We start from the raw sequence: 17,941 nt of genomic DNA on the forward strand, positions 1-17,941 counted from the left end.
TAAAAGAGAGTGTTTCTCATGGATTTATATTCTTTCCTTACCCAATATGATGCCACTTTAAACCTTGTTATTGAAAATGAATTTCCCGGTACAAGATGCGTTGGCGGAAAGTATTCGGCTGATAAACATCTCATAACTTTATATAGAAAAGATATAGAGATTCAGTGCGAAAGATTACTGGGCTCGCTTGATCGCCTCGAGGAGTATACATGGATCGTGTTTGCCCATGAAGTCGGCCATGCACTAGATCTCGAGCTCCCATCGTTAAGCGGGGAATTGTCGATTACAAATAATATGGAAACGTTATACAAAATTGAAGTGAATGCCTGGGATATTGCCGAAAAGCTGGTTCCTTTCATCGACCGGGAGCTCGTTCAGAAGGTGCGGGCAGAATCCCTTGCCCATTGTTTCAACAGGCCGCTTGTCAGTTAATATTCACACTAGAAACGGTCCGAAAGTACGGACTGTTTTTTTTCGTAAGAAAGAGTATAACTTGGCAGAGGATTATCTTTACACTTATAGGATAGTGAAAATGTGTTATAGAGAAGATAACATTGTTTTAGAAATGTGAAAATTTATATAATTGCATATATGGTTTAATCATATCTTCCACTAACTTTTGGTTTTTGCAAATTTATTTGGGTGACATTATGCGGACATACTTGACAGCATCTGATATCGAAAAAGCTCTTGGAGAGTATTACGATGGTTCTAAACAGGGTTGGAATTTAATGTTCATTGGAGTAAAGGAATTAGTTGAAACAGGGAAAATTAGTTATAAAGGTTAGAATTTTTTTGAGGAATCAAAAGTTATCTGGGAGACTTGATGTGGAATAGAACAACGCGATTCTCATATGGAAAAGCGTTATTTTTGTGTTTGTCTAAAATATAAAAAGCATGAAAACATTAAGTATTAGCAAAAGTACAGGACAACATGTTGGAGAAATAAGGGTAGCTGAAAATTTGCGCGATGAATGATGGAATTTCAAAAGAGATGCCGTAAGTATCTCTTTTTTTTACTTTCCCCAAAGTTTCAAACTGATATGTTATAATATTTTTAGCAAAATAACGGAGGTAGCCGTATGCAAAAAGGGATTATTCACTATGGCATTGGTGATTCAATAGATACATATATGTATATAAAAAGCAGTACCAAAGCAGTCGCAAGCAATGGAAAGCCTTTTTTGACCCTGATTCTTTCTGATAAGACAGGGGAAATCGAGGCTAAGCTTTGGGACGTTTCGGAAGATGACGAGAAAAGCTTTGCCTCCGAAAAAGCCGTGAAAATCATGGGGGAAATACAGAATTATCGCGGCAGAAGCCAGTTGAAGATCAGAAATATCCGATTGACAACCGACTTGGATGCTATTAATATATCAGATTTGATTCAGACGGCTCCCATCGGCCAGGAAGAAATGATGGGCAAGATCACGCAATACATCTTTGAAATGAGGAATCCCAATATACAGCGGATTACGCGCCACTTGCTTAAAAAATACCAATCTGAATTCATTACATTTCCTGCTGCAACCAAGAATCACCATGAGTTCCTGTCAGGGCTTGCTTATCATGTCGTGTCCATGCTTGACCTGGCTAAGGCAATTGCCGGCTTGTACCCCAAGCTTAATAAGGATTTACTTTACGCGGGCGTGATTCTTCACGACCTTGGAAAGGTGATGGAATTGTCAGGGCCTGTTTCGACCGTGTATACAGTTGAAGGAAACTTGCTTGGACATATCACGATCATGGTAAGCGAAATCAGCAAGGCAGCTGATGAGCTGGGCATTGACGGTGAAGAAATCATGATTTTAAAGCATTTGGTCCTATCCCATCATGGGAAGGCAGAATGGGGCAGCCCGAAGCCGCCGCTTGTCATGGAAGCCGAAGTCCTTCATTATATCGATAATATCGATGCCAAGATTAATATGATGGACCGGGCCCTCGAAAGAGTAAAACCTGGCGAATTCACGGAGAGGGTCTTTGCCCTCGAAAACCGTTCGTTTTATAAACCGCAGCTATAACGAAGAAATGCTTCTTCTCGAACAAGGGAGGAAGCATTTTTTTACTTTTTATGATGCATGTATGATGATAATCCATGTAAATATGCTAATCGGAAGAACAAGCATATTGCTGTGGGAAGAAGCATATTTTTTTAGCTGACGGCATATTTTCTACTAATGTTAAGGGACCAGCTCCCCGAAAGGAGAAAGTTTTATGCCGATTTGGATTTGGCTTGTTTTGGCCGGTATTATCGTAAGCGCGGTGATGACTGTACGAACAGCGAAACAGGAGCGGAAAGAGGACGAATTATATATTGAACAAGAAGGGCAAAAGTATATCGACAGGATGAACGAAGAAAAGGAAAAGAAGAAGAGTGGAGTGCAGCCCGGGACATGAACGGAAAGGAAGCGGCAGAGTGGTCAATGAAAACCAATAGAAGACCCGGTGATTGGCGACCCTGTTGAGGCTTAGAAAAGGGGAAAGCCTGCGAATATGTGTTAGGACAGTTGTATCTTTCCTATAAAAGGCCATAAATGTGGACTGCCCCAAAGTGGGACAGTCCTATTTGTTATTGCTGTTGAGCTTCTTGAGGCTTCAATGCCTTTTCTAAGTCTTTATCCTTAATATCAACATCAGCCTTTTTCAATTCCCTGTCCATTGCTTTTTGGACGGTTGCTTCATCAAGCTTCGCAGATTTTAAATCTTTTTCAATTTGTGTTTTCATTTCAGCATATGGCTTTAGCTCTTTCTTATCCATAAGCTGGATGATATGGTAACCGTGCTGGGATTTAACTGGCGCGCTGATTTCATTTTTCTTTAATGCATACGTTGCATTTTCGAATTCAGGAACCATTTGTCCAGCTCCGAACCAGCCTAAGTCGCCGCCTTTTTCAGCAGAACCCGGATCCTGGGAGTATTTTTTGGCAAGGTCCTCAAATTTTTCACCCTTGTCCAGCTTTTGCTTCACTTCTTTAGCCGTTTTTTCATCTTTAAGCAGGATATGGCGGGCTTTTACTTCAGGCTTCAACGTATTATAATGCTCTTTCATTTCCTTTTCTGAAACCTTTACGTCTTTAAGGGCCGCTTGTTCCCGCATCATCATCACTTTTATATAGCGCTTAAACGCCTTCTCGTCTTTAAAGCCTTCCTGGGCAAGGACCATATCAAAGCTTTGGCCCATCTGTTCCATCTGTCCTTTGATTTCGTCTACCCTTTTATCCACTTCTTTATCAGAGACCTTATAATTCTCGGAAAGGACTTCTTCATAAACAAGCTCCTGGATGACCTGGTTGCCGTGTCTTTCCTTCATGGCATTATATAGTTCTTCTTTTGAAATATCCCCGGCTTTCGTTTCGACAACAGCTTCTGAATCCGCGCCGTTGTTGCAAGCAGTAAGGCCAATCAGACCGGCTGCAACTGCAATCGATAATGCCCATTTCCTCATTAAAAAACAACTCCTGTATATATATTCGTGTTCGTTTACTTAATCCACAAATCTTACTATAACATATAATGGGACTTTTACAAAAAATAATATCATGAATTTCTTTCCCTGAAATTTATGAAAACTGGGTAAATGACCTACCCAAAATAATAGCCCTTACATATGATGTAACGAAAATAACAAAGGAGGCGGGAAATATGACAGATGGCGGTTATGCCGGCGGCGGTTTTGCTTTTTTGGTGGTACTGTTTATCTTATTGGTTATCGTAGGGTGCGCTTGTTCTTGGTAAGCTTTAATCATAATATGTAAGAAGAAGCCCAAACCCCTTAAGGATATGCAGAATAAGATAAGATAGCTGCAGTGTCGGGATATATAACGAATTGCAGCTGATTTCTCCATAAGAAAGGAGGAAAATCAATGTCTGGAGGATATGCTGGAGGTTTCGGCAACGGTTTTGCTTTACTCGTTGTTCTTTTCATCCTATTGGTAATCATCGGATGTTCCTGCTGGTACTAATTTTGTTACGAAAAAAGAGAAGCGCATTTTCGCGCTTCTCTTTTTTAACTTATCCTGTTTTCCTTAGTTGATTCGAATGTTCCTATGTATAGAGTATTTCGAGATAAGAAGATAAGAGCAGGATCGTAATTAGTATGTTAATTGTTCGAAAAACCTTGGGCTGCCGGTCTTCAGGAATTTCTTTTTGCAGACATAAAGCATTTGTCATGCTGTTCACGTTGTATAAAATTACGATCGAGAAGAGAATAAAAAATAACGAAATCACTTCCTGAATCCCTCCTTGAAGCATTCATGTATATTTACGATACCAAATATTATCCAAAAAAGATAGACTAAAAGTTTGGGATTGTATGAGGAAGGGATTCTCGACAATTGAAAGGATGGATAAGGGAGAGGTGATACCAAAGTATTTTTGTGAAGAGATGAGCATGCGTATGGAAACAAGAAGCGGAGGTTTCTAACCATAGTCCGCTTAATGGAGATTGGCAGCGTTTTAGAGCCTGCAGGGTTTGATCCAATGCCATGGGGTTGAATAGAAATCATCCTGCTCAGACAGGCTCAGCCTCTTTTTCTATCTTTTTTTTTGTGATTTTTCCCTCTTCGACTTCAAATTGCTTATCGATATTGGCAAATGACCGTTCGAATATTTCCATAAAGTCTTCTCCGTAAATATTTCGAATTACCGCCATCATTTCAATCATATCAGGGAATTTGCCATACAAATCACGCAGCGGAAGCGCGCCGGAGAATACAGCATTATTGTCCGGGTTATATGTTTCCATCAGGCTTAGCAAGATATTTTCGCCTTTGTCGGTGATTTGAATGTAAGTATTTCTTTTGTCATTTTCTTTTTTTGAGAACCGTAACAGCCCCCGTTCTTCCAGCTTTTTTGAAAAGTTGAAGGCGGTTGACACGTGCATTACACCGAATTTGGCAACATCGGAAATGGATGCACCGTTTAAATGATAGGCGATCCATAAAATATGATGCTCATTAATATTGAGGTCAAACGGTTTGATCCATTGCTGCCAATCCTTCTCAATCGATTTCCACAGGGCCTTGCTTAATTGGGCGACCCGCTGGCTGAAAAGCAAGGCGTCTTTCATAGAATAATTTTTATCCTGCATGTACTGGCTCACCTACTTTTATAATTCTCTATATTTATTATGACAATAAAATAAAAATTAATAAAGATAAAAATTAACAAAATTTTTAGAAACTTCAAGAAGCAATAGTTTCCTACTGGAAAATCCAAATGGGTTTCCACATGGCTGCCATAAATAAAATATAGAGAAATTGTAATAAATTCGCGGATTTCCCACACGCATTAATCATACTTCAGCCCGCATGCTGTGGATGGACCTGCTCAAACCTGACTGGAAAATGAAGATGAAATCCGGGCATTGAGGCATACAGCCTCCTGTATGCACCGGATGTTTAACTAGTTAGTTTGTTTTAAGATTGGTGAAGCCGTTGCAGTGTTCTCCAATTCACTAATTGAAGATTCAATTTCCTGGATATGGCTTGTCAGCTCCTGCTTATTGGGTTCTATGTCCTGCTTCCAGTTTTCAATAAGTATCTTAACATCTGCGATAAAAGAGTTGATGGAATCTTTGCTTACTTTCGATGCTTGAGCTGTTTCATCTTTGATATCTATAAGACGCTCCTTAACTTCCGCAAGTGTTGCCAAAATTTCATCCTTATTATCTTTTATTTTTGTTCTCAGCTCTTTCCCGGATGTAGGTGCATTAAGCATAGTTGCAGCACCAGCGATAACGGTGCCCGTGAGGAATCCGACAATAAAAGACTTTGCATTCATATTGATCACCTCGTGTTCAAATTTTTTAAAAAGGTTGTGTAAAGACCAGAAAAACAGGAAGGATGCTTTGCATATAGGAATAAAGAGGTTGGCCTTTTTTAAAAAGTACCATAATTTTCATGTATTTGAAAGTGAATCATTCATTATATCTTTATATCACAAAAACTTTCATCTAAACATAAAAAAGAAAATATTTAGTATTTAAAAATAGTGTGGTTCCAGAATAGAGGAAAGGGAATAATCCGTAGACAAGCGGCATAAACATGTAAGCAGTAACACTCGATCAAAAGGAGGGGACATTCTTGGTGAAAGTGATGTATGTAATCTTTACGTTGGGCGCCCTATGCCTTGCAGGAATGCTGTACTTTCTGGGCCAATCAAGGCAACCAGGGGTTTATCCTCCTAAACAGCATATGAAAAAGCGCGCATTGAAGCTTGGACTCGCAGGGGCAGTCCTGTTCTTTATTGGATTCATCATTCAGTCATTCAAGTAACTGAACAAAATATAGAAAAACACCGGAAAGAAATCCGGTGTTTTTTGCGATTTAAACCTGTGCTGTAATATTTGACTTTTTTAGGATTCCGCTGATGATTGGGTAAAGGATTGCCACAGCCACAGTGTTCAGGGCAGCAGCCGGCAATACCGCAGCTGTAAACATACCTACGAAAGCCCCAGGCAGCCCGACAATAAAATAGGCGGATGTCAGAAAGACAATGCCGGAAATCAATGTCCCGACCGCGGTCAAAACAGCGATCGTAACGGTTGAGCCAGCATACTTTTTAAATACTGTCAGCATCAAATAAAAAACAAATGCAGTAATGAATTTATCTATGATATTTGGGATGAATCCGCCGGGAAAGGATGAAGTCAGGCCGGATATAATCCCGCTCGCAATTGCAACGAGGAATACACTTTTTTTGTCGGGAAACAGGACAATGGCCAAAAATGTCATGATAAGCATCATGTCCGGTTTCATTCCAAGGACAAAGCCAGGGATTATTATGTGCAGGGCTGCTCCTATCCCCACCATCAGGGATAAAGCCGCAAGCATTTTCGTATTCATTTCTCATCTCTCCTATTCTCTTCTCACTCTTTTTATTTGGCTTCCCCAGCAGTGCGCTAATTGCCTGATGCGGAAAGTTTCCATCAGTATACCATGCCTTCTGTATTTTTTGAAGGATTTCTTTAAAACTTTACGCTTTAATAGCTGCAGAAGAATACGATTCCTTGAAATTCTTCATGAATCCGACAAGCTTCTCGCAGTGTGATAAAGGTACTGCATTATAGATGGAAGCCCGGCATCCCCCGACAGATCGATGGCCATTCAAGCCAACAAAACCGGCCAGTTTTGCCTCTTCCAGGAATTTTTTTGTCGCAGCCTCATCAGGAAGAGTGAACGTAACATTCATATGTGAGCGGCTTTCTGGCTGGGCGTGACCTTTGTAAAAGCCTTCACTGTTATCTATCGCGTCATAAATGAGTTTTGCCTTGGCGGTATTGTTTTCCTGAAGCACTTCTACGCCCCCCTGATCCTTTACCCATTCTAAAACAAGGGAGAGCAGATAGATCGCTAAAGTTGGCGGTGTATTATAAAGCGAATTGTTTTTTATATGTGTTTCATAATTCAGCATCGTTGGCAGGTTTGTAAGAGAGCTGTTAACTAAATCTTTGCGGATAATGACAACCGTTACCCCGGAAGGACCGAGATTTTTTTGGGCACCAGCATATATCAGTCCAAATTTACTGATATCGATTTTCTTGCTCAATATATCGCTTGACATATCAGCAACGAGCGGCACTTCTTCCAATACCGGGTAATTGTTCCACTGCGTACCAAAAATTGTATTGTTCGTCGTGATGTGGACATAGGCTGCATCTTCGCCAAAAGAAATTTCATCGGCTGAAGGAATGTAGGTATAATTAGTGTCCTTTGCAGAAGCGGCGACTGCAGTATCGCCGATTTTTCCAGCTTCGTTCAGCGCCTTTTCTGACCAGGAACCTGTGAGCACATAGTATGCCTTTTTGCCAGTGCTAAGCAAATTCATCGGTACCATAGAGAATTGGAGGCTGGCACCGCCCTGTAAAAACAGGATTTCATAATTATCCGGAATATCCATAATTTCTTTCAGCAACGAAATCGCCTTGTTATGGATGTTTTCGAATGTTTGGCTTCTATGGCTTAATTCCATAACCGACATGCCAGTGTCCTCGATATTCAGCCATTCTTGCTGGGCCTTTTGTAAAACTGCCTCAGGCAATGCGGCAGGTCCGGCGTTAAAGTTTAATGCACGTTTCATTGGGCTTCCTCCTTTACAGTGATGCGCTAAAGTGAAAATTTTATATCTATCGTACCAGAAATGTTCGACAAAATGGAACATAATTTTGAATTTTCCCTTAAATAATTTTGAGCGTAATCCAGTAGTATAAACTTTCCCATTTGCAAAAAAACCAGGGAAGAATATGTCCCTGGTCCTTCAAACTGTTTAGTTGTTTATTTTTTAATATGCTTAGAAATCGAAGCTGCGATATTTTGCAGGTCTTCCGGTGAATATTCACTGGTGTGTGTCTTCCACATGGCCCCGAAGCCGTCTCCGTCCCCATGGCGCGGGATGAGGTGCATATGGTAATGGAAAACGGACTGTCCCGCTGCTTCCCCATTGTTGTTGAGAATGTTCAAGCCGATTGGATTGAACTCCTCTTTGATGGCTTTGGCAATTTCCGGAACCGCTTCGAATAAATTTTTCGCAATTTCAGGTGTTAATTCATAGATGTTTTCTTTATGTGCTTTTGGAATGACCAATGTATGTCCTTTTGTTACCTGGCTGATATCCAGAAAGGCGAGGACATGTTCATTTTCAAATACTTTTGCCCCGGGGATATCCCCGTTTATGATGCTGCAGAATATGCAATCACTCATGAAAACCCATCCCTTCAATTAAAATTTTTCATAAACATGGATGTTTTTTCTATCGTATCATAGCTTGTTCGAAAAGGGGAATCTGAAAAATGGAGGGGTGTGATGTAAATTTTATAAAAAGTCGGCACCAGCTGAATCGTTGATATAGCCCCCGGAATTATTGAAAAATCAATCTGGATTGTAACATGTATAACTCACGTGAATTATTGAAAATTCAATCTCAATTGTGGATATAGGTTGTCATTATTATATGGGATTATCACATGTAGTTACAGCGTAGTAAATTGTTGAAGCAGAGATTTGAAGGATTGATATGTCCGTTCAATTATTGATAAGAAACCGGCCATCCTTGAAATGTTTGCCAGGAAACATGTTTCCTAATTTGGCAAATGCAGCGGCTTGACATCATGGTGACAGGGTTTATTTTTTTGTGCAAAGTAAAACAGGATGCAACCGAAAGTTGCATCCTGCCCAGAAAAAGGGGTTCAGCTTCTTATTGAACGTTTATTACTGTAGAATTCTCTTTGATCAACACCTCATTTACAAGAGTTGTAATTGGGTTATGATGTTAGAGGAATTTCATTCAATCTAACCATCTCCTATATCTTCAAAGTTTCATCAACTTGAAAAGCATATTCGACAGTTTCTGAATGATTGTTCTGCCAGTAGGTGCAAAGCGATCATCCCCTTGCGTTGAAACGTGTTTTGAAGCCTTATTGGTTTTCAGCTAATACGTCTTTAACTGACACCCCATTTACAGTATGATGTTGTTTCAATCATTTGTAATGAAGAACCCCTTCTTCACTAATTATCATCTGTTTTAAGTCTTTAATTTATTTATGGTTAATAATGGTATTTCGCAGAAGCCTTTTAATGCATTGGCGGTTAGTTATTTGCTAAAATGAATGTAAGGAAACAACATACATATAGAAAGGATTGTTGACATGTCCTTATTAGAAATAAATGAACTCGTTGGTGGATATACAAAGACACCCGTTTTGAAAGGGATCAGTTTTTCTGTGCAGCCGAAAGAACTTGTGGGACTAATCGGGTTAAATGGTGCCGGGAAAAGTACCACGATTAAACATATCATCGGACTGATGGAACCAAAATCCGGGAGTATTTCGATAAGCGGAAAGTCGTTTGAAGATGCCCCTGAAGAATACAGGAAGAAATTTACATTTGTGCCGGAAACGCCAATCCTTTACGACGAATTGACGCTGGAAGAGCATCTTAGGTTAACCGCCATGGCTTATGGATTGGATGAACAGACCTATAAGGCCAGAAGGGAAGTGCTTCTAAAGGAATTCAGGATGGAAAAAAGGCTTTCCTGGTTTCCGGCCCACTTTTCAAAGGGGATGAAGCAGAAGGTCATGATTATGTGCGCTTTTTTGGTCCAACCTTCCCTTTATATTGTAGATGAGCCTTTTGTCGGTCTGGATCCGCTCGGCATCCAATCACTTTTGGACCTCATGAAAAAGATGAAAGAAGAAGGTGCCGGCATCCTGATGTCCACACACATCCTCGCCACAGCCGAAAGATATTGTGATTCCTTCATTATTTTGCATAACGGTGAAATTAAGGCCAAAGGCAATCTGAAGCAGCTGCAAGAGCAGTTTTCGATGCCGGGCGCCACCCTCGATGATTTATATATTCAACTTACGAAGGAAGATCACCATGAATAGTGAAGGGCTATGGGCCGAGCGATTTAGAAGCTTCAGCAAGGAAATGCAAAAATATTTGAGATACATCTTTAACGGGCACCTCTTGTTTGTGCTGGTTTTTGCGGCTGGCGGGCTTTCTTTTTACTATAGCGAATGGGTAAAAACTTTGAACAGCCATTTCCCTGCCGAAATCATCATGGGTGTGGTGCTGGGGATCCTTGTGGCAAAAAGCCCGATTTATACGTTTTTGAAAGATGCGGATATCGTTTTTTTTCTTCCGCTGGAAACAAGACTGGGCAGCTATTTTTTTAAGTCTATTTTATTAACCCTTGTGATTCAGGGTTATATAATATTGATGGCATTTGCCGCTTTTATGCCAATGTATGCAAAAGTAACCGGAGCAGGTCTGGGAGAATTTGCTTGGATGCTTGCCATCCTTCTGGTTCTTAAGTATATCAACTTGCAGGTCCATTGGCATGCATTGAAATTCCAGGAGAATTCGGCACCCTTGATGGATGGGTTTGTCCGGCTCGTCATAGATATTCTATTACTGTATTTTCTTTTTTCAGGTTCAGCTCCCGCGTTTCCGATTGTAACAGGCCTGCTTCTTATCCTTCTTTGGATATATTACCGGAAAACTGCAAGGAAAAAGGGGGTTAAATGGGAGAGGTTAATTGAACTTGAAGGGAAGCGGTTAATGTCCTTTTATCGGTTTGCCAATCTATTCACCGATGTTCCGAAATTCAGGGACAAAGTTTCAAGGAGGAAATGGCTTGACCCGCTGCTGCGTTTCATTCCATATAGCCAAAGCTCATCTTATCAGTTTTTATACGCCCGTACGATGCTTAGGGCTAATGATTATGTCGGCCTGTTATTCCGCTTAAGTGTGATCGGGTCTTTTGTACTTGCAGCATTGCCGGGATTGTGGGCGAAACTTCTCGTAACGGTTCTGTTTCTGTACATAACAGGCCTACAGCTGCTGCCTTCCTGGAAACAGCACGAGCTGAAAATATGGGTGTCTCTCTACCCGATTAAGGACGATTTGCGGAGACAGGCAGTCATCCGGATAATCACGATTTTTTTAATGGTCGAAAATGTTGTGTTTTTAGCAACAGCAATTTTTAGCGGCGGCTTGCTTGCCGGTATTCTCTCCTTTGTTGCAGGATTGGTCTTTATCTTGCTATTTCAAGCATATGCAAAAAATAAGATAGAGAAATTTTAGCTATCCCTGTTTGATAACAGGGATTTTTCACAATATCAAAATCCGCGGCAATATTTCAAAGCTGCCGGCCAAATCATAAAGAGCGTTTTATTGAATGGTCCGTAACCTAATGGAGAGAGAGGAGGGAACCGAATGGATAAGTATGAACAGAATGCTTTGGCAGAGGTAGAGGCGTGGAAAAAGAAGCTTATGAGAAAGCCCGGACGGTTTAACAGATTGTCAAGAAAAGCCCAACAGAAAGTGAATGATTTTATTCCCGAAAAAGCTCATGAAATCATAACAGAAAGTATAAAAGGTTTTGTAAATGGGGTCCTTGCGGGTTCTGAGTATATGACAAAGCAGAAGGATTTTACGACCATCACACTTGAAGAGAAAGAAGAACGGGTCAGGGAAAAATTAGAGACATTTAAGAAAACGGCGACAGTAGAAGGGGCGGGAACCGGTGCTGGAGGTATTTTTCTTGGTTTGGCGGATTTTCCCCTATTGCTGAGCATTAAGATGAAATTCCTTTTTGAAGCGGTAAGCCTTTACGGCTTTAATGTTAAGGAATATACAGAACGGCTTTTTATTCTGCATGTGTTCCAGCTGGCTTTTTCAAGTGAGGAAAAAAGGCAGGAAACCTTAGAAATCCTGGAAAATTGGGATGAACGAAAACTTACACTTTCTCAATTGGATTGGAAGACTTTCCAACAGGAGTACCGGGACTATATCGATTTGGTGAAAATGTTTCAGCTTGTACCCGGCATCGGGGCAGTTGTCGGAGCCTATGCAAATTATAACCTGCTGCAACTTTTGGGGGAAACGGCCATGAATTGCTGCAGGATGCGCCTGCTCGGTGGCAAAATCAAGGAGGAATAAATAACTTTAATCACTATTCCCCCTTAACTCGGCATGGGTACCTTATTTACGTCCCTGTTGAGACTTTGGAATCAACTTGATATGTGATAGCAGCTGTTCCAAGTGTTTTTGCTGCAATCAGCATCGCTTTTTCATCAAAATCAAACTTTGGATGATGGTGGGGGTAAATCACTTCAACACCTGCTGCCTTTGCCCCAGTAAAGAAGAAAGTGCCCTTTACATTTTGCAGATAATAAGCGAAATCCTCGCCCCCCATATCCGGCTCCATTTCTTCAATTGACGTAACTTCCGCTACCATTCCGGCACTTTCGACCACATGTTTTGTTTGTTCGTCATGGGGGACCACTGCCGGATATCCCCGTGTATACGTATATTCATAGGAACAGTCGGAAGATAGGCAGATTCCTTTTACGACTTTTTCGATCTCTGATTCGATGAAGTCCCTTACATCATCATTAAATGTGCGGACTGTACCGATGAGATTGGCTCTATCGGCAATAATGTTAAAAGCATTTTCAGCCACAAACGAGGCTACCGTGACAACTGCGGGCTCTATCGGGCTTATCCGTCTTGAAACAATCTGCTGGAGTTCGAGTACCAGCTGGGAAGCAGCCACAATGGCGTCCTTCGTTTTATGGGGCTGTGCACCGTGGCCGCCTCTTCCCTGGATTTTGATTTCAAACCGGTCGGCAGCAGCCATGATCGGGCCAAAACGATATTGGATTGTACCGGTGGGCACCGTCGCCCATAAATGGGTGCCGAAAATGGCATCTACACCTTCCAGACAACCATCCTCAATCATTGGTTTCGCCCCGCCGGGTGCGTATTCTTCAGCATGCTGGTGAATGAAAACATATTCCCCTTCCAAGTCGTCCTTTAAAGCATGAACTGCATTTGCCAGCATCAGAAGGGCAGAGGTATGCCCGTCATGTCCGCACGCATGCATCACTCCGGGGACAGTCGATTTATATGGAACATCTTTTTCGTCCTGGATCGGCAATGCATCAAAATCAGCCCTGAGCGCAACCGTCCTGCCGGGCCTGGATCCTGAAATTCTTGCCACGACACCATTTCCTCCTACACCGGTGCGTGTTTCGATTCCGAGCTGCCGATAAAAATTCGCGATGTAAGCCGCTGTTTTTGTTTCCTGAAATGATACCTCAGGATGCTGATGCAGGTATCTGCGGATCGAAACCATCTCCTCAAAAGATTCCTCCAAAAGCGTATGTAGCTTATGAATCAACACAGAGTTCCCCCCTAAACGGTAATTATGTAAATTTTAAGACAATTATAACATAAGGAGCGGGGAAATAACGGTGTTTTTCAGGGACTCAACTGATGTGCTATAACAAAGTCTGGTGTTCTTGGAATGATTTTAAAAAAGACTCGAAACCAGGCGATTCATTCAATGCACGGATTATTGTTTAACTAATTTTTTAAATTGAGTTAAGGAAGTATCATAGGAGACACGTATTCTATTCAATTCATATCGATTTTTTAAATCGGCAAATCCTGGTTTTGTGGTTACCGCATAGTCATAGTATTTCTTTGTTTCAGAAATGACTGTCGAATTATAATGTCCAATCGGATAACATAGTGTGTTTATCTTTTTACCAGTAATTGTCTCAAGAATCCTTTTTGAATCGACAAGCTCTTTTTTGTAATTTTTAGTTGTTGTTAAAGAAGGGTGTGAATAGGTATGTGACTGAATAGACATAATGCCGGAATCACTGATTGTTTTTAACTGCCTGGGTGAGAGACCGTTTTTTGTGCCTACTTTATTTGCGATCATAAAAATGACACCTTTGGAGTTGAACTTAGAATCCCGCAATTCTTTTAAAATGGCAAATGCATTGATATTGTTTTTATAGCCGTCATCGAATGTTATTATTATTGGCTTTTTTAGTTTCTTCAATCTTGCTAAATCATCAAACGTAATCGGGGTAAATCCACTGGCCGTCAAATATTGAATTTGTGAGCGGAAAATTTTTGGAGTTACGTATAATCCTTTCAATCCATTGCCTTCATAATCCGCTATAGCGTGATACATAAGTATCGGGATTTTTGAGGGGATTTTTCGCTGTAAATCAGCATTCGATTGTAAAATGCTTGCTTTAGCAATCGTTCGATTGGAGGCTGTTGATGCAAGGATCGATTTATTAACATGTTTTTCGGACCTGAGGCTCGATTCTGGTATGAGACTTAGAGTTAAATAAGTTGCTAATGCAATAAGCAAAATCCTTTCTATGAAACTGCCGGTTTTTGTTTTCATCTTTTCTCCCTGCGTTCTATTTCTCTGTTTATCATAAGAAAAAATCGTTTATACAAAATATTCCAAAATTTACTTCTTATGTAAATGTTGTTAAAAAAGCGATTAGCAAGCTGATTTTATTTACCTGCAACGATAGTGGGGAAAGGTGAAGCTTATCGTTATTATATTGATACGTGTGGAATGTATTGAAAGAATTCAGGGGAGGGGGTTCCCGTTAGTGTTATTACCTGAAAAATACACGCAACAACATAAAAAAGGACCCACTCTTTTCGTTGCTCGAGTGAGCCTTCTCTTGCCTATTATTCTTTTTTCGATAAGGTATATTGGGTCACATAAGATGGACCGGAGAAGATCTTTTTCGTTGTATCCACTTTTTCACTATCTTTTTGTGTGTGGGCTTGCTGAAATGAACCGGAAGACTGCCAGGTTTTGAATGCTTCATGGCTTTCCCATTCTGTAAAAATCACATAAGTGTCTGAATTCAACGGACGCAGAACCCGTATGGCGATGAAACCGGGCTCACCCTCTATCAGGCCTGCCCTGTTCTTAAATCGGTATTCGAAAATCGGGCGCCCTTCCGCAGTAACGGGGATATTATTCATCACAACGAATCCATCCTCCCGTATTTCTCCCTTCGAATCGATCACTTCGAATTTCCGGGGCGATTGGAAGACAGTTTTCCCATTCGTCTCATGAAGCAAAAGAGCATTGTCGGCATTTTCCATCAAAAACAATTTTTCTTCCTGCAGTTTTTCTTTTTTCGTTTTCAAAAAATCATAAGTTCCCGTTGTCATGTATATATTCATTGGTTTCTCTCCTCCCGAATAATTTCTATAAAAATAGTTTACCCTAAATTCCTTTTAATTTTCAGTTTCGGGCCCTATTTTCTGAAATAACAAAAAACAAGGAAAAGAGGCGATTTTTTGACAAATGGAAAGGTTACCTATACATACATAGTAGAAAAGGCTATAGTGAAAACAGATTACATTTGAAAAAAATCGTCCTCATGCTATTCTATGTAAGGAAATAATATAACTTTGTTTGCATGACCCCTAATGCTATAAAGCGTTAAAGCTGTGGGGGTCAGACCCATGGTGCAGTTCAGCGTTAACGTGCTGGGGTCAGCTCTGAAAGGTGGATATGAATGACAAGGGAATTTAACGATACTTTTTTAAAGGCTGCCAGAGGTGAAAGGGCCGGCCATGTGCCAGTTTGGTATATGCGCCAGGCGGGAAGGTCCCAGCCGGAATATCGGGCGTTAAAAGAGAAATATTCTTTATTCGAAATTACGCACCAGCCTGAATTATGCGCTTACGTAACCCGTTTGCCCGTAGAACAGTATGATGTCGACGCGGCCATCCTATACAAGGATATCATGACACCGCTGCCGGCAATTGGTGTGGATGTCGAAATAAAAACAGGAATCGGCCCTGTCATTTCAAATCCGATCCGCTCCATAGACGATGTGGAGAAATTGGGCGAATTGTCCCCCGAAGATGACATTCCTTATGTACTGGAAACAATTAAATTGTTAACAACTGAACAATTATCCGTTCCTTTGATTGGTTTTTCCGGCGCTCCATTTACGATTGCTTCTTATATGATCGAGGGCGGGCCATCGAAAAACTATAACAAAACAAAGGCGTTTATGTATACAGAACCTAAAGCGTGGTTTGCGTTAATGGACAAGCTTGCCGATATGATCATTGTTTATGTGAAATCTCAAATCCAGGCAGGCGCAAAAGCCATCCAGATTTTTGATTCGTGGGTAGGCGCATTGAATGTTGAAGATTACCGTTCCTTCATAAAACCGGTAATGGCCCGGATTTTATCTTCCTTAAAAGAAGAAAATGTACCATTGATTATGTTTGGAGTAGGAGCAAGCCATCTGGCGCTTGAATGGAATGACCTTCCGCTGGATGTTGTCGGCCTAGATTGGAGATTGTCAATCTCGGAAGCACGCCATTTGGGAATCAATAAAACTGTCCAAGGTAACCTGGATCCCGCTATCCTTCTGTCTTCTTGGGATGTTATTCAAGAAAGGGCGGCAAAAATCCTTGATATGGGAATGGAACAGCCGGGTTATATCTTTAACTTGGGCCATGGGGTATTTCCGCAGGTAAATCCAGAGACATTAAAGCGGCTGACTTCTTTCATCCATGAATATTCTGCCGGCAAACGATAACCTCTTTCCCGAACCAACCGAGTGGACTGCTTGCAAAATTGTGTCCGTTTTAGGCAAAATATAAGGATATTCTATAAATGAGGAGCAAGGTTAATGTTACGAAAAAAAATGGGCCTATTGGTAATGGCTTACGGTACACCATATAAAGAAGAAGATATTGAACGGTATTATACACATATCCGACACGGGAGAAGGCCGACTGATGAACAGCTTCTTGATCTTAAAAACAGATACGAGGCGATCGGCGGCATTTCCCCATTGGCGAAAATTACACAAGCACAGGCAGAAGAGCTGGAAAAACGCCTGAATGAAACTCAGGGTGAAATAGAATTCAAGGCTTATCTTGGATTGAAGCATATAGAACCTTTTGTGGAAGATGCTGTTAAGCAAATGCATGATGACGGCATTACTGAGGCTGTAAGCATCGTACTGGCTCCTCACTTTTCAACGTTCAGCGTAAAGTCATACAATGGACGGGCCAGGGAAGAAGCTGAAAAGCTCGGCGGCCTCAAAATTAATTCTGTTGAGAGCTGGTATGATGAACCAAAATTTATCCAGTACTGGACAGACCAATTGGAGAAAACATTTTCAAAAATGACGAAAGAAGAAAAAGATCATTCGGTTTTGATCGTTTCTGCGCACAGCCTACCTGAAAAAATCTTGCAAACGGGAGATCCTTACCCAAACCAGCTAAAAGAAACAGCCGAGCTGATAGTTAAGGCAGCAGGCGTGAAGAATTTTGCAATCGGCTGGCAAAGTGCGGGCCAAACGCCGGAACCATGGCTCGGGCCGGATGTTCAGGACCTGACAAGGGATTTATTTAATGAAAAAGGGTACAAAGCATTTATTTATATCCCGGCAGGCTTTGTTGCCGAGCATTTAGAGGTTCTTTATGACAATGATTATGAGTGCAAAGTGGTTACGGAGGAAATTGGAGCCTCTTACTACCGCCCCGAAATGCCGAATGTCCATCCGGCTTTTATCGATGCCCTTGCGACCATTGTATTGAACAAAGTTAAAGAATAATCAGGTTACATTATG

At 41.1% G+C, this 17,941-nt stretch carries 22 protein-coding genes; 12 read left to right on the top strand and 10 right to left on the bottom strand.

The features are described 5' to 3' along the window. Positions 1 to 18: 18 nt before the first annotated feature. The 4 genes from D0466_RS16120 (at position 19) to D0466_RS16135 (ending at position 2,397) form a co-directional block, all read left to right on the top strand. Positions 19 to 432 carry a hypothetical protein gene (locus tag D0466_RS16120; protein WP_117323565.1) on the top strand — a complete coding sequence of 138 codons (414 nt, stop codon included), beginning with the start codon at positions 19 to 21 and terminating at the stop codon, positions 430 to 432. Positions 433 to 650: 218 nt separating this feature from the next. Beyond that, on the top strand, positions 651 to 788 hold the full coding sequence (locus D0466_RS16125) for an ATPase (protein ID WP_117323566.1): 138 nt from the start codon (positions 651 to 653) through the stop codon (positions 786 to 788). A 294-nt stretch (positions 789 to 1,082) separates the two neighbouring features. Continuing rightward, entirely contained in the window at positions 1,083 to 2,021 is a 939-nt protein-coding gene (gene yhaM / locus D0466_RS16130) for a 3'-5' exoribonuclease YhaM (protein ID WP_117323567.1), read from the top strand. 193 nt (positions 2,022 to 2,214) lie between these two features. Further along, positions 2,215 to 2,397 (top strand): sporulation YhaL family protein, encoded by a 183-nt coding sequence (locus tag D0466_RS16135; RefSeq protein WP_117323568.1) that lies wholly within the window; start codon positions 2,215 to 2,217, stop codon positions 2,395 to 2,397. A 172-nt stretch (positions 2,398 to 2,569) separates the two neighbouring features. On the opposite strand, the gene D0466_RS16140 is transcribed toward D0466_RS16135, so the two are convergent. Then, positions 2,570 to 3,445, bottom strand: a complete 876-nt coding sequence (locus D0466_RS16140; RefSeq protein WP_117323569.1) for a peptidylprolyl isomerase — start codon at positions 3,443 to 3,445, stop codon at positions 2,570 to 2,572. Between the two features lie 197 nt (positions 3,446 to 3,642). Here D0466_RS16140 and D0466_RS16145 point away from each other — a divergent pair, with 197 nt between their 5' ends. Both D0466_RS16145 and D0466_RS16150 read left to right on the top strand, forming a co-directional pair. After that, positions 3,643 to 3,735 (top strand): YjcZ family sporulation protein, encoded by a 93-nt coding sequence (locus D0466_RS16145; protein ID WP_117323570.1) that lies wholly within the window; start codon positions 3,643 to 3,645, stop codon positions 3,733 to 3,735. A gap of 128 nt (positions 3,736 to 3,863) precedes the next feature. After that, positions 3,864 to 3,962, top strand: coding sequence for a YjcZ family sporulation protein (locus tag D0466_RS16150; protein ID WP_117323571.1), 99 nt, complete (start codon positions 3,864 to 3,866; stop codon positions 3,960 to 3,962). An 82-nt stretch (positions 3,963 to 4,044) separates the two neighbouring features. On the opposite strand, the gene D0466_RS16155 is transcribed toward D0466_RS16150, so the two are convergent. From D0466_RS16155 to D0466_RS16165, 3 genes are all read right to left on the bottom strand, one after another. Next, entirely contained in the window at positions 4,045 to 4,227 is a 183-nt protein-coding gene (locus tag D0466_RS16155) for a hypothetical protein (protein WP_117323572.1), read from the bottom strand. 283 nt (positions 4,228 to 4,510) lie between these two features. Continuing rightward, on the bottom strand, positions 4,511 to 5,089 hold the full coding sequence (locus D0466_RS16160) for an HTH-type transcriptional regulator Hpr (protein WP_117323573.1): 579 nt from the start codon (positions 5,087 to 5,089) through the stop codon (positions 4,511 to 4,513). Positions 5,090 to 5,403: 314 nt separating this feature from the next. Next, positions 5,404 to 5,781 (bottom strand): YtxH domain-containing protein, encoded by a 378-nt coding sequence (locus D0466_RS16165; protein WP_117323574.1) that lies wholly within the window; start codon positions 5,779 to 5,781, stop codon positions 5,404 to 5,406. A 302-nt stretch (positions 5,782 to 6,083) separates the two neighbouring features. Between D0466_RS16165 and D0466_RS16170 the strand changes: the two genes are divergently transcribed. Beyond that, positions 6,084 to 6,275, top strand: coding sequence for a hypothetical protein (locus D0466_RS16170; protein ID WP_407675641.1), 192 nt, complete (start codon positions 6,084 to 6,086; stop codon positions 6,273 to 6,275). Positions 6,276 to 6,326: 51 nt separating this feature from the next. Here D0466_RS16170 and D0466_RS16175 read toward each other — a convergent pair whose 3' ends face one another. From D0466_RS16175 to D0466_RS16185, 3 genes are all read right to left on the bottom strand, one after another. Next, complete coding sequence (locus D0466_RS16175; protein ID WP_117323575.1) at positions 6,327 to 6,845, bottom strand: tryptophan transporter; 519 nt, start codon at positions 6,843 to 6,845, stop codon at positions 6,327 to 6,329. A gap of 130 nt (positions 6,846 to 6,975) precedes the next feature. Beyond that, complete coding sequence (gene serC, locus D0466_RS16180; protein ID WP_117323576.1) at positions 6,976 to 8,079, bottom strand: 3-phosphoserine/phosphohydroxythreonine transaminase; 1,104 nt, start codon at positions 8,077 to 8,079, stop codon at positions 6,976 to 6,978. 194 nt (positions 8,080 to 8,273) lie between these two features. Then, entirely contained in the window at positions 8,274 to 8,699 is a 426-nt protein-coding gene (locus D0466_RS16185) for an HIT family protein (RefSeq protein ID WP_117323577.1), read from the bottom strand. 944 nt (positions 8,700 to 9,643) lie between these two features. Between D0466_RS16185 and D0466_RS16190 the strand changes: the two genes are divergently transcribed. From D0466_RS16190 to D0466_RS16200, 3 genes are all read left to right on the top strand, one after another. Continuing rightward, a complete protein-coding gene (locus D0466_RS16190) occupies positions 9,644 to 10,384 on the top strand; it encodes an ABC transporter ATP-binding protein (RefSeq protein ID WP_117323578.1) in 741 nt (246 codons plus the stop codon). Then, on the top strand, positions 10,377 to 11,585 hold the full coding sequence (locus D0466_RS16195) for an ABC transporter permease (RefSeq protein WP_158555925.1): 1,209 nt from the start codon (positions 10,377 to 10,379) through the stop codon (positions 11,583 to 11,585). The genes D0466_RS16190 and D0466_RS16195 overlap by 8 nt, the downstream gene beginning before the upstream one ends. A gap of 132 nt (positions 11,586 to 11,717) precedes the next feature. Next, positions 11,718 to 12,443 carry an EcsC family protein gene (locus tag D0466_RS16200; protein ID WP_117323580.1) on the top strand — a complete coding sequence of 242 codons (726 nt, stop codon included), beginning with the start codon at positions 11,718 to 11,720 and terminating at the stop codon, positions 12,441 to 12,443. 46 nt (positions 12,444 to 12,489) lie between these two features. On the opposite strand, the gene D0466_RS16205 is transcribed toward D0466_RS16200, so the two are convergent. The 3 genes from D0466_RS16205 to D0466_RS16215 form a co-directional block, all read right to left on the bottom strand. Next, entirely contained in the window at positions 12,490 to 13,686 is a 1,197-nt protein-coding gene (locus D0466_RS16205; RefSeq protein ID WP_325048734.1) for a M20 family metallopeptidase, read from the bottom strand. Positions 13,687 to 13,860: 174 nt separating this feature from the next. After that, positions 13,861 to 14,715, bottom strand: coding sequence for a polysaccharide deacetylase family protein (locus D0466_RS16210; RefSeq protein WP_117323581.1), 855 nt, complete (start codon positions 14,713 to 14,715; stop codon positions 13,861 to 13,863). A gap of 299 nt (positions 14,716 to 15,014) precedes the next feature. Beyond that, positions 15,015 to 15,521, bottom strand: coding sequence for an antibiotic biosynthesis monooxygenase family protein (locus D0466_RS16215; RefSeq protein WP_117323582.1), 507 nt, complete (start codon positions 15,519 to 15,521; stop codon positions 15,015 to 15,017). A gap of 338 nt (positions 15,522 to 15,859) precedes the next feature. On the opposite strand from D0466_RS16215, the gene hemE reads away from it, so the two are divergent. Together hemE and hemH are read left to right on the top strand one after the other, a co-directional pair. Then, the gene (hemE, locus tag D0466_RS16220; protein WP_117323583.1) at positions 15,860 to 16,900 is read left to right on the top strand and encodes a uroporphyrinogen decarboxylase; all 1,041 of its coding nucleotides are present in this window, start codon (positions 15,860 to 15,862) and stop codon (positions 16,898 to 16,900) included. Between the two features lie 93 nt (positions 16,901 to 16,993). After that, entirely contained in the window at positions 16,994 to 17,926 is a 933-nt protein-coding gene (gene hemH, locus D0466_RS16225) for a ferrochelatase (RefSeq protein WP_117323584.1), read from the top strand. Positions 17,927 to 17,941: the final 15 nt, after the last annotated feature.

The sequence above is a fragment of the Peribacillus glennii genome, from assembly GCF_003429105.1.
In the GTDB taxonomy this organism is placed as follows: Bacteria; Bacillota; Bacilli; order Bacillales; family DSM-1321; genus Peribacillus; species Peribacillus glennii.

Coding starts and splice junctions, on each gene's coding strand:
- D0466_RS16120 (WP_117323565.1), top strand. CDS start 19: ATGGATTTATATTCTTTCCTTACCCAATATGATGCCACTTTAAACCTT.
- D0466_RS16125 (WP_117323566.1), top strand. CDS start 651: ATGCGGACATACTTGACAGCATCTGATATCGAAAAAGCTCTTGGAGAG.
- yhaM (WP_117323567.1), top strand. CDS start 1,083: ATGCAAAAAGGGATTATTCACTATGGCATTGGTGATTCAATAGATACA.
- D0466_RS16135 (WP_117323568.1), top strand. CDS start 2,215: ATGCCGATTTGGATTTGGCTTGTTTTGGCCGGTATTATCGTAAGCGCG.
- D0466_RS16140 (WP_117323569.1), bottom strand. CDS start 3,445: ATGAGGAAATGGGCATTATCGATTGCAGTTGCAGCCGGTCTGATTGGC.
- D0466_RS16145 (WP_117323570.1), top strand. CDS start 3,643: ATGACAGATGGCGGTTATGCCGGCGGCGGTTTTGCTTTTTTGGTGGTA.
- D0466_RS16150 (WP_117323571.1), top strand. CDS start 3,864: ATGTCTGGAGGATATGCTGGAGGTTTCGGCAACGGTTTTGCTTTACTC.
- D0466_RS16160 (WP_117323573.1), bottom strand. CDS start 5,089: ATGCAGGATAAAAATTATTCTATGAAAGACGCCTTGCTTTTCAGCCAG.
- D0466_RS16165 (WP_117323574.1), bottom strand. CDS start 5,781: ATGAATGCAAAGTCTTTTATTGTCGGATTCCTCACGGGCACCGTTATC.
- D0466_RS16175 (WP_117323575.1), bottom strand. CDS start 6,845: ATGAATACGAAAATGCTTGCGGCTTTATCCCTGATGGTGGGGATAGGA.
- serC (WP_117323576.1), bottom strand. CDS start 8,079: ATGAAACGTGCATTAAACTTTAACGCCGGACCTGCCGCATTGCCTGAG.
- D0466_RS16185 (WP_117323577.1), bottom strand. CDS start 8,699: ATGAGTGATTGCATATTCTGCAGCATCATAAACGGGGATATCCCCGGG.
- D0466_RS16190 (WP_117323578.1), top strand. CDS start 9,644: ATGTCCTTATTAGAAATAAATGAACTCGTTGGTGGATATACAAAGACA.
- D0466_RS16195 (WP_158555925.1), top strand. CDS start 10,377: ATGAATAGTGAAGGGCTATGGGCCGAGCGATTTAGAAGCTTCAGCAAG.
- D0466_RS16200 (WP_117323580.1), top strand. CDS start 11,718: ATGGATAAGTATGAACAGAATGCTTTGGCAGAGGTAGAGGCGTGGAAA.
- D0466_RS16210 (WP_117323581.1), bottom strand. CDS start 14,715: ATGAAAACAAAAACCGGCAGTTTCATAGAAAGGATTTTGCTTATTGCA.
- D0466_RS16215 (WP_117323582.1), bottom strand. CDS start 15,521: ATGAATATATACATGACAACGGGAACTTATGATTTTTTGAAAACGAAA.
- hemE (WP_117323583.1), top strand. CDS start 15,860: ATGACAAGGGAATTTAACGATACTTTTTTAAAGGCTGCCAGAGGTGAA.
- hemH (WP_117323584.1), top strand. CDS start 16,994: ATGTTACGAAAAAAAATGGGCCTATTGGTAATGGCTTACGGTACACCA.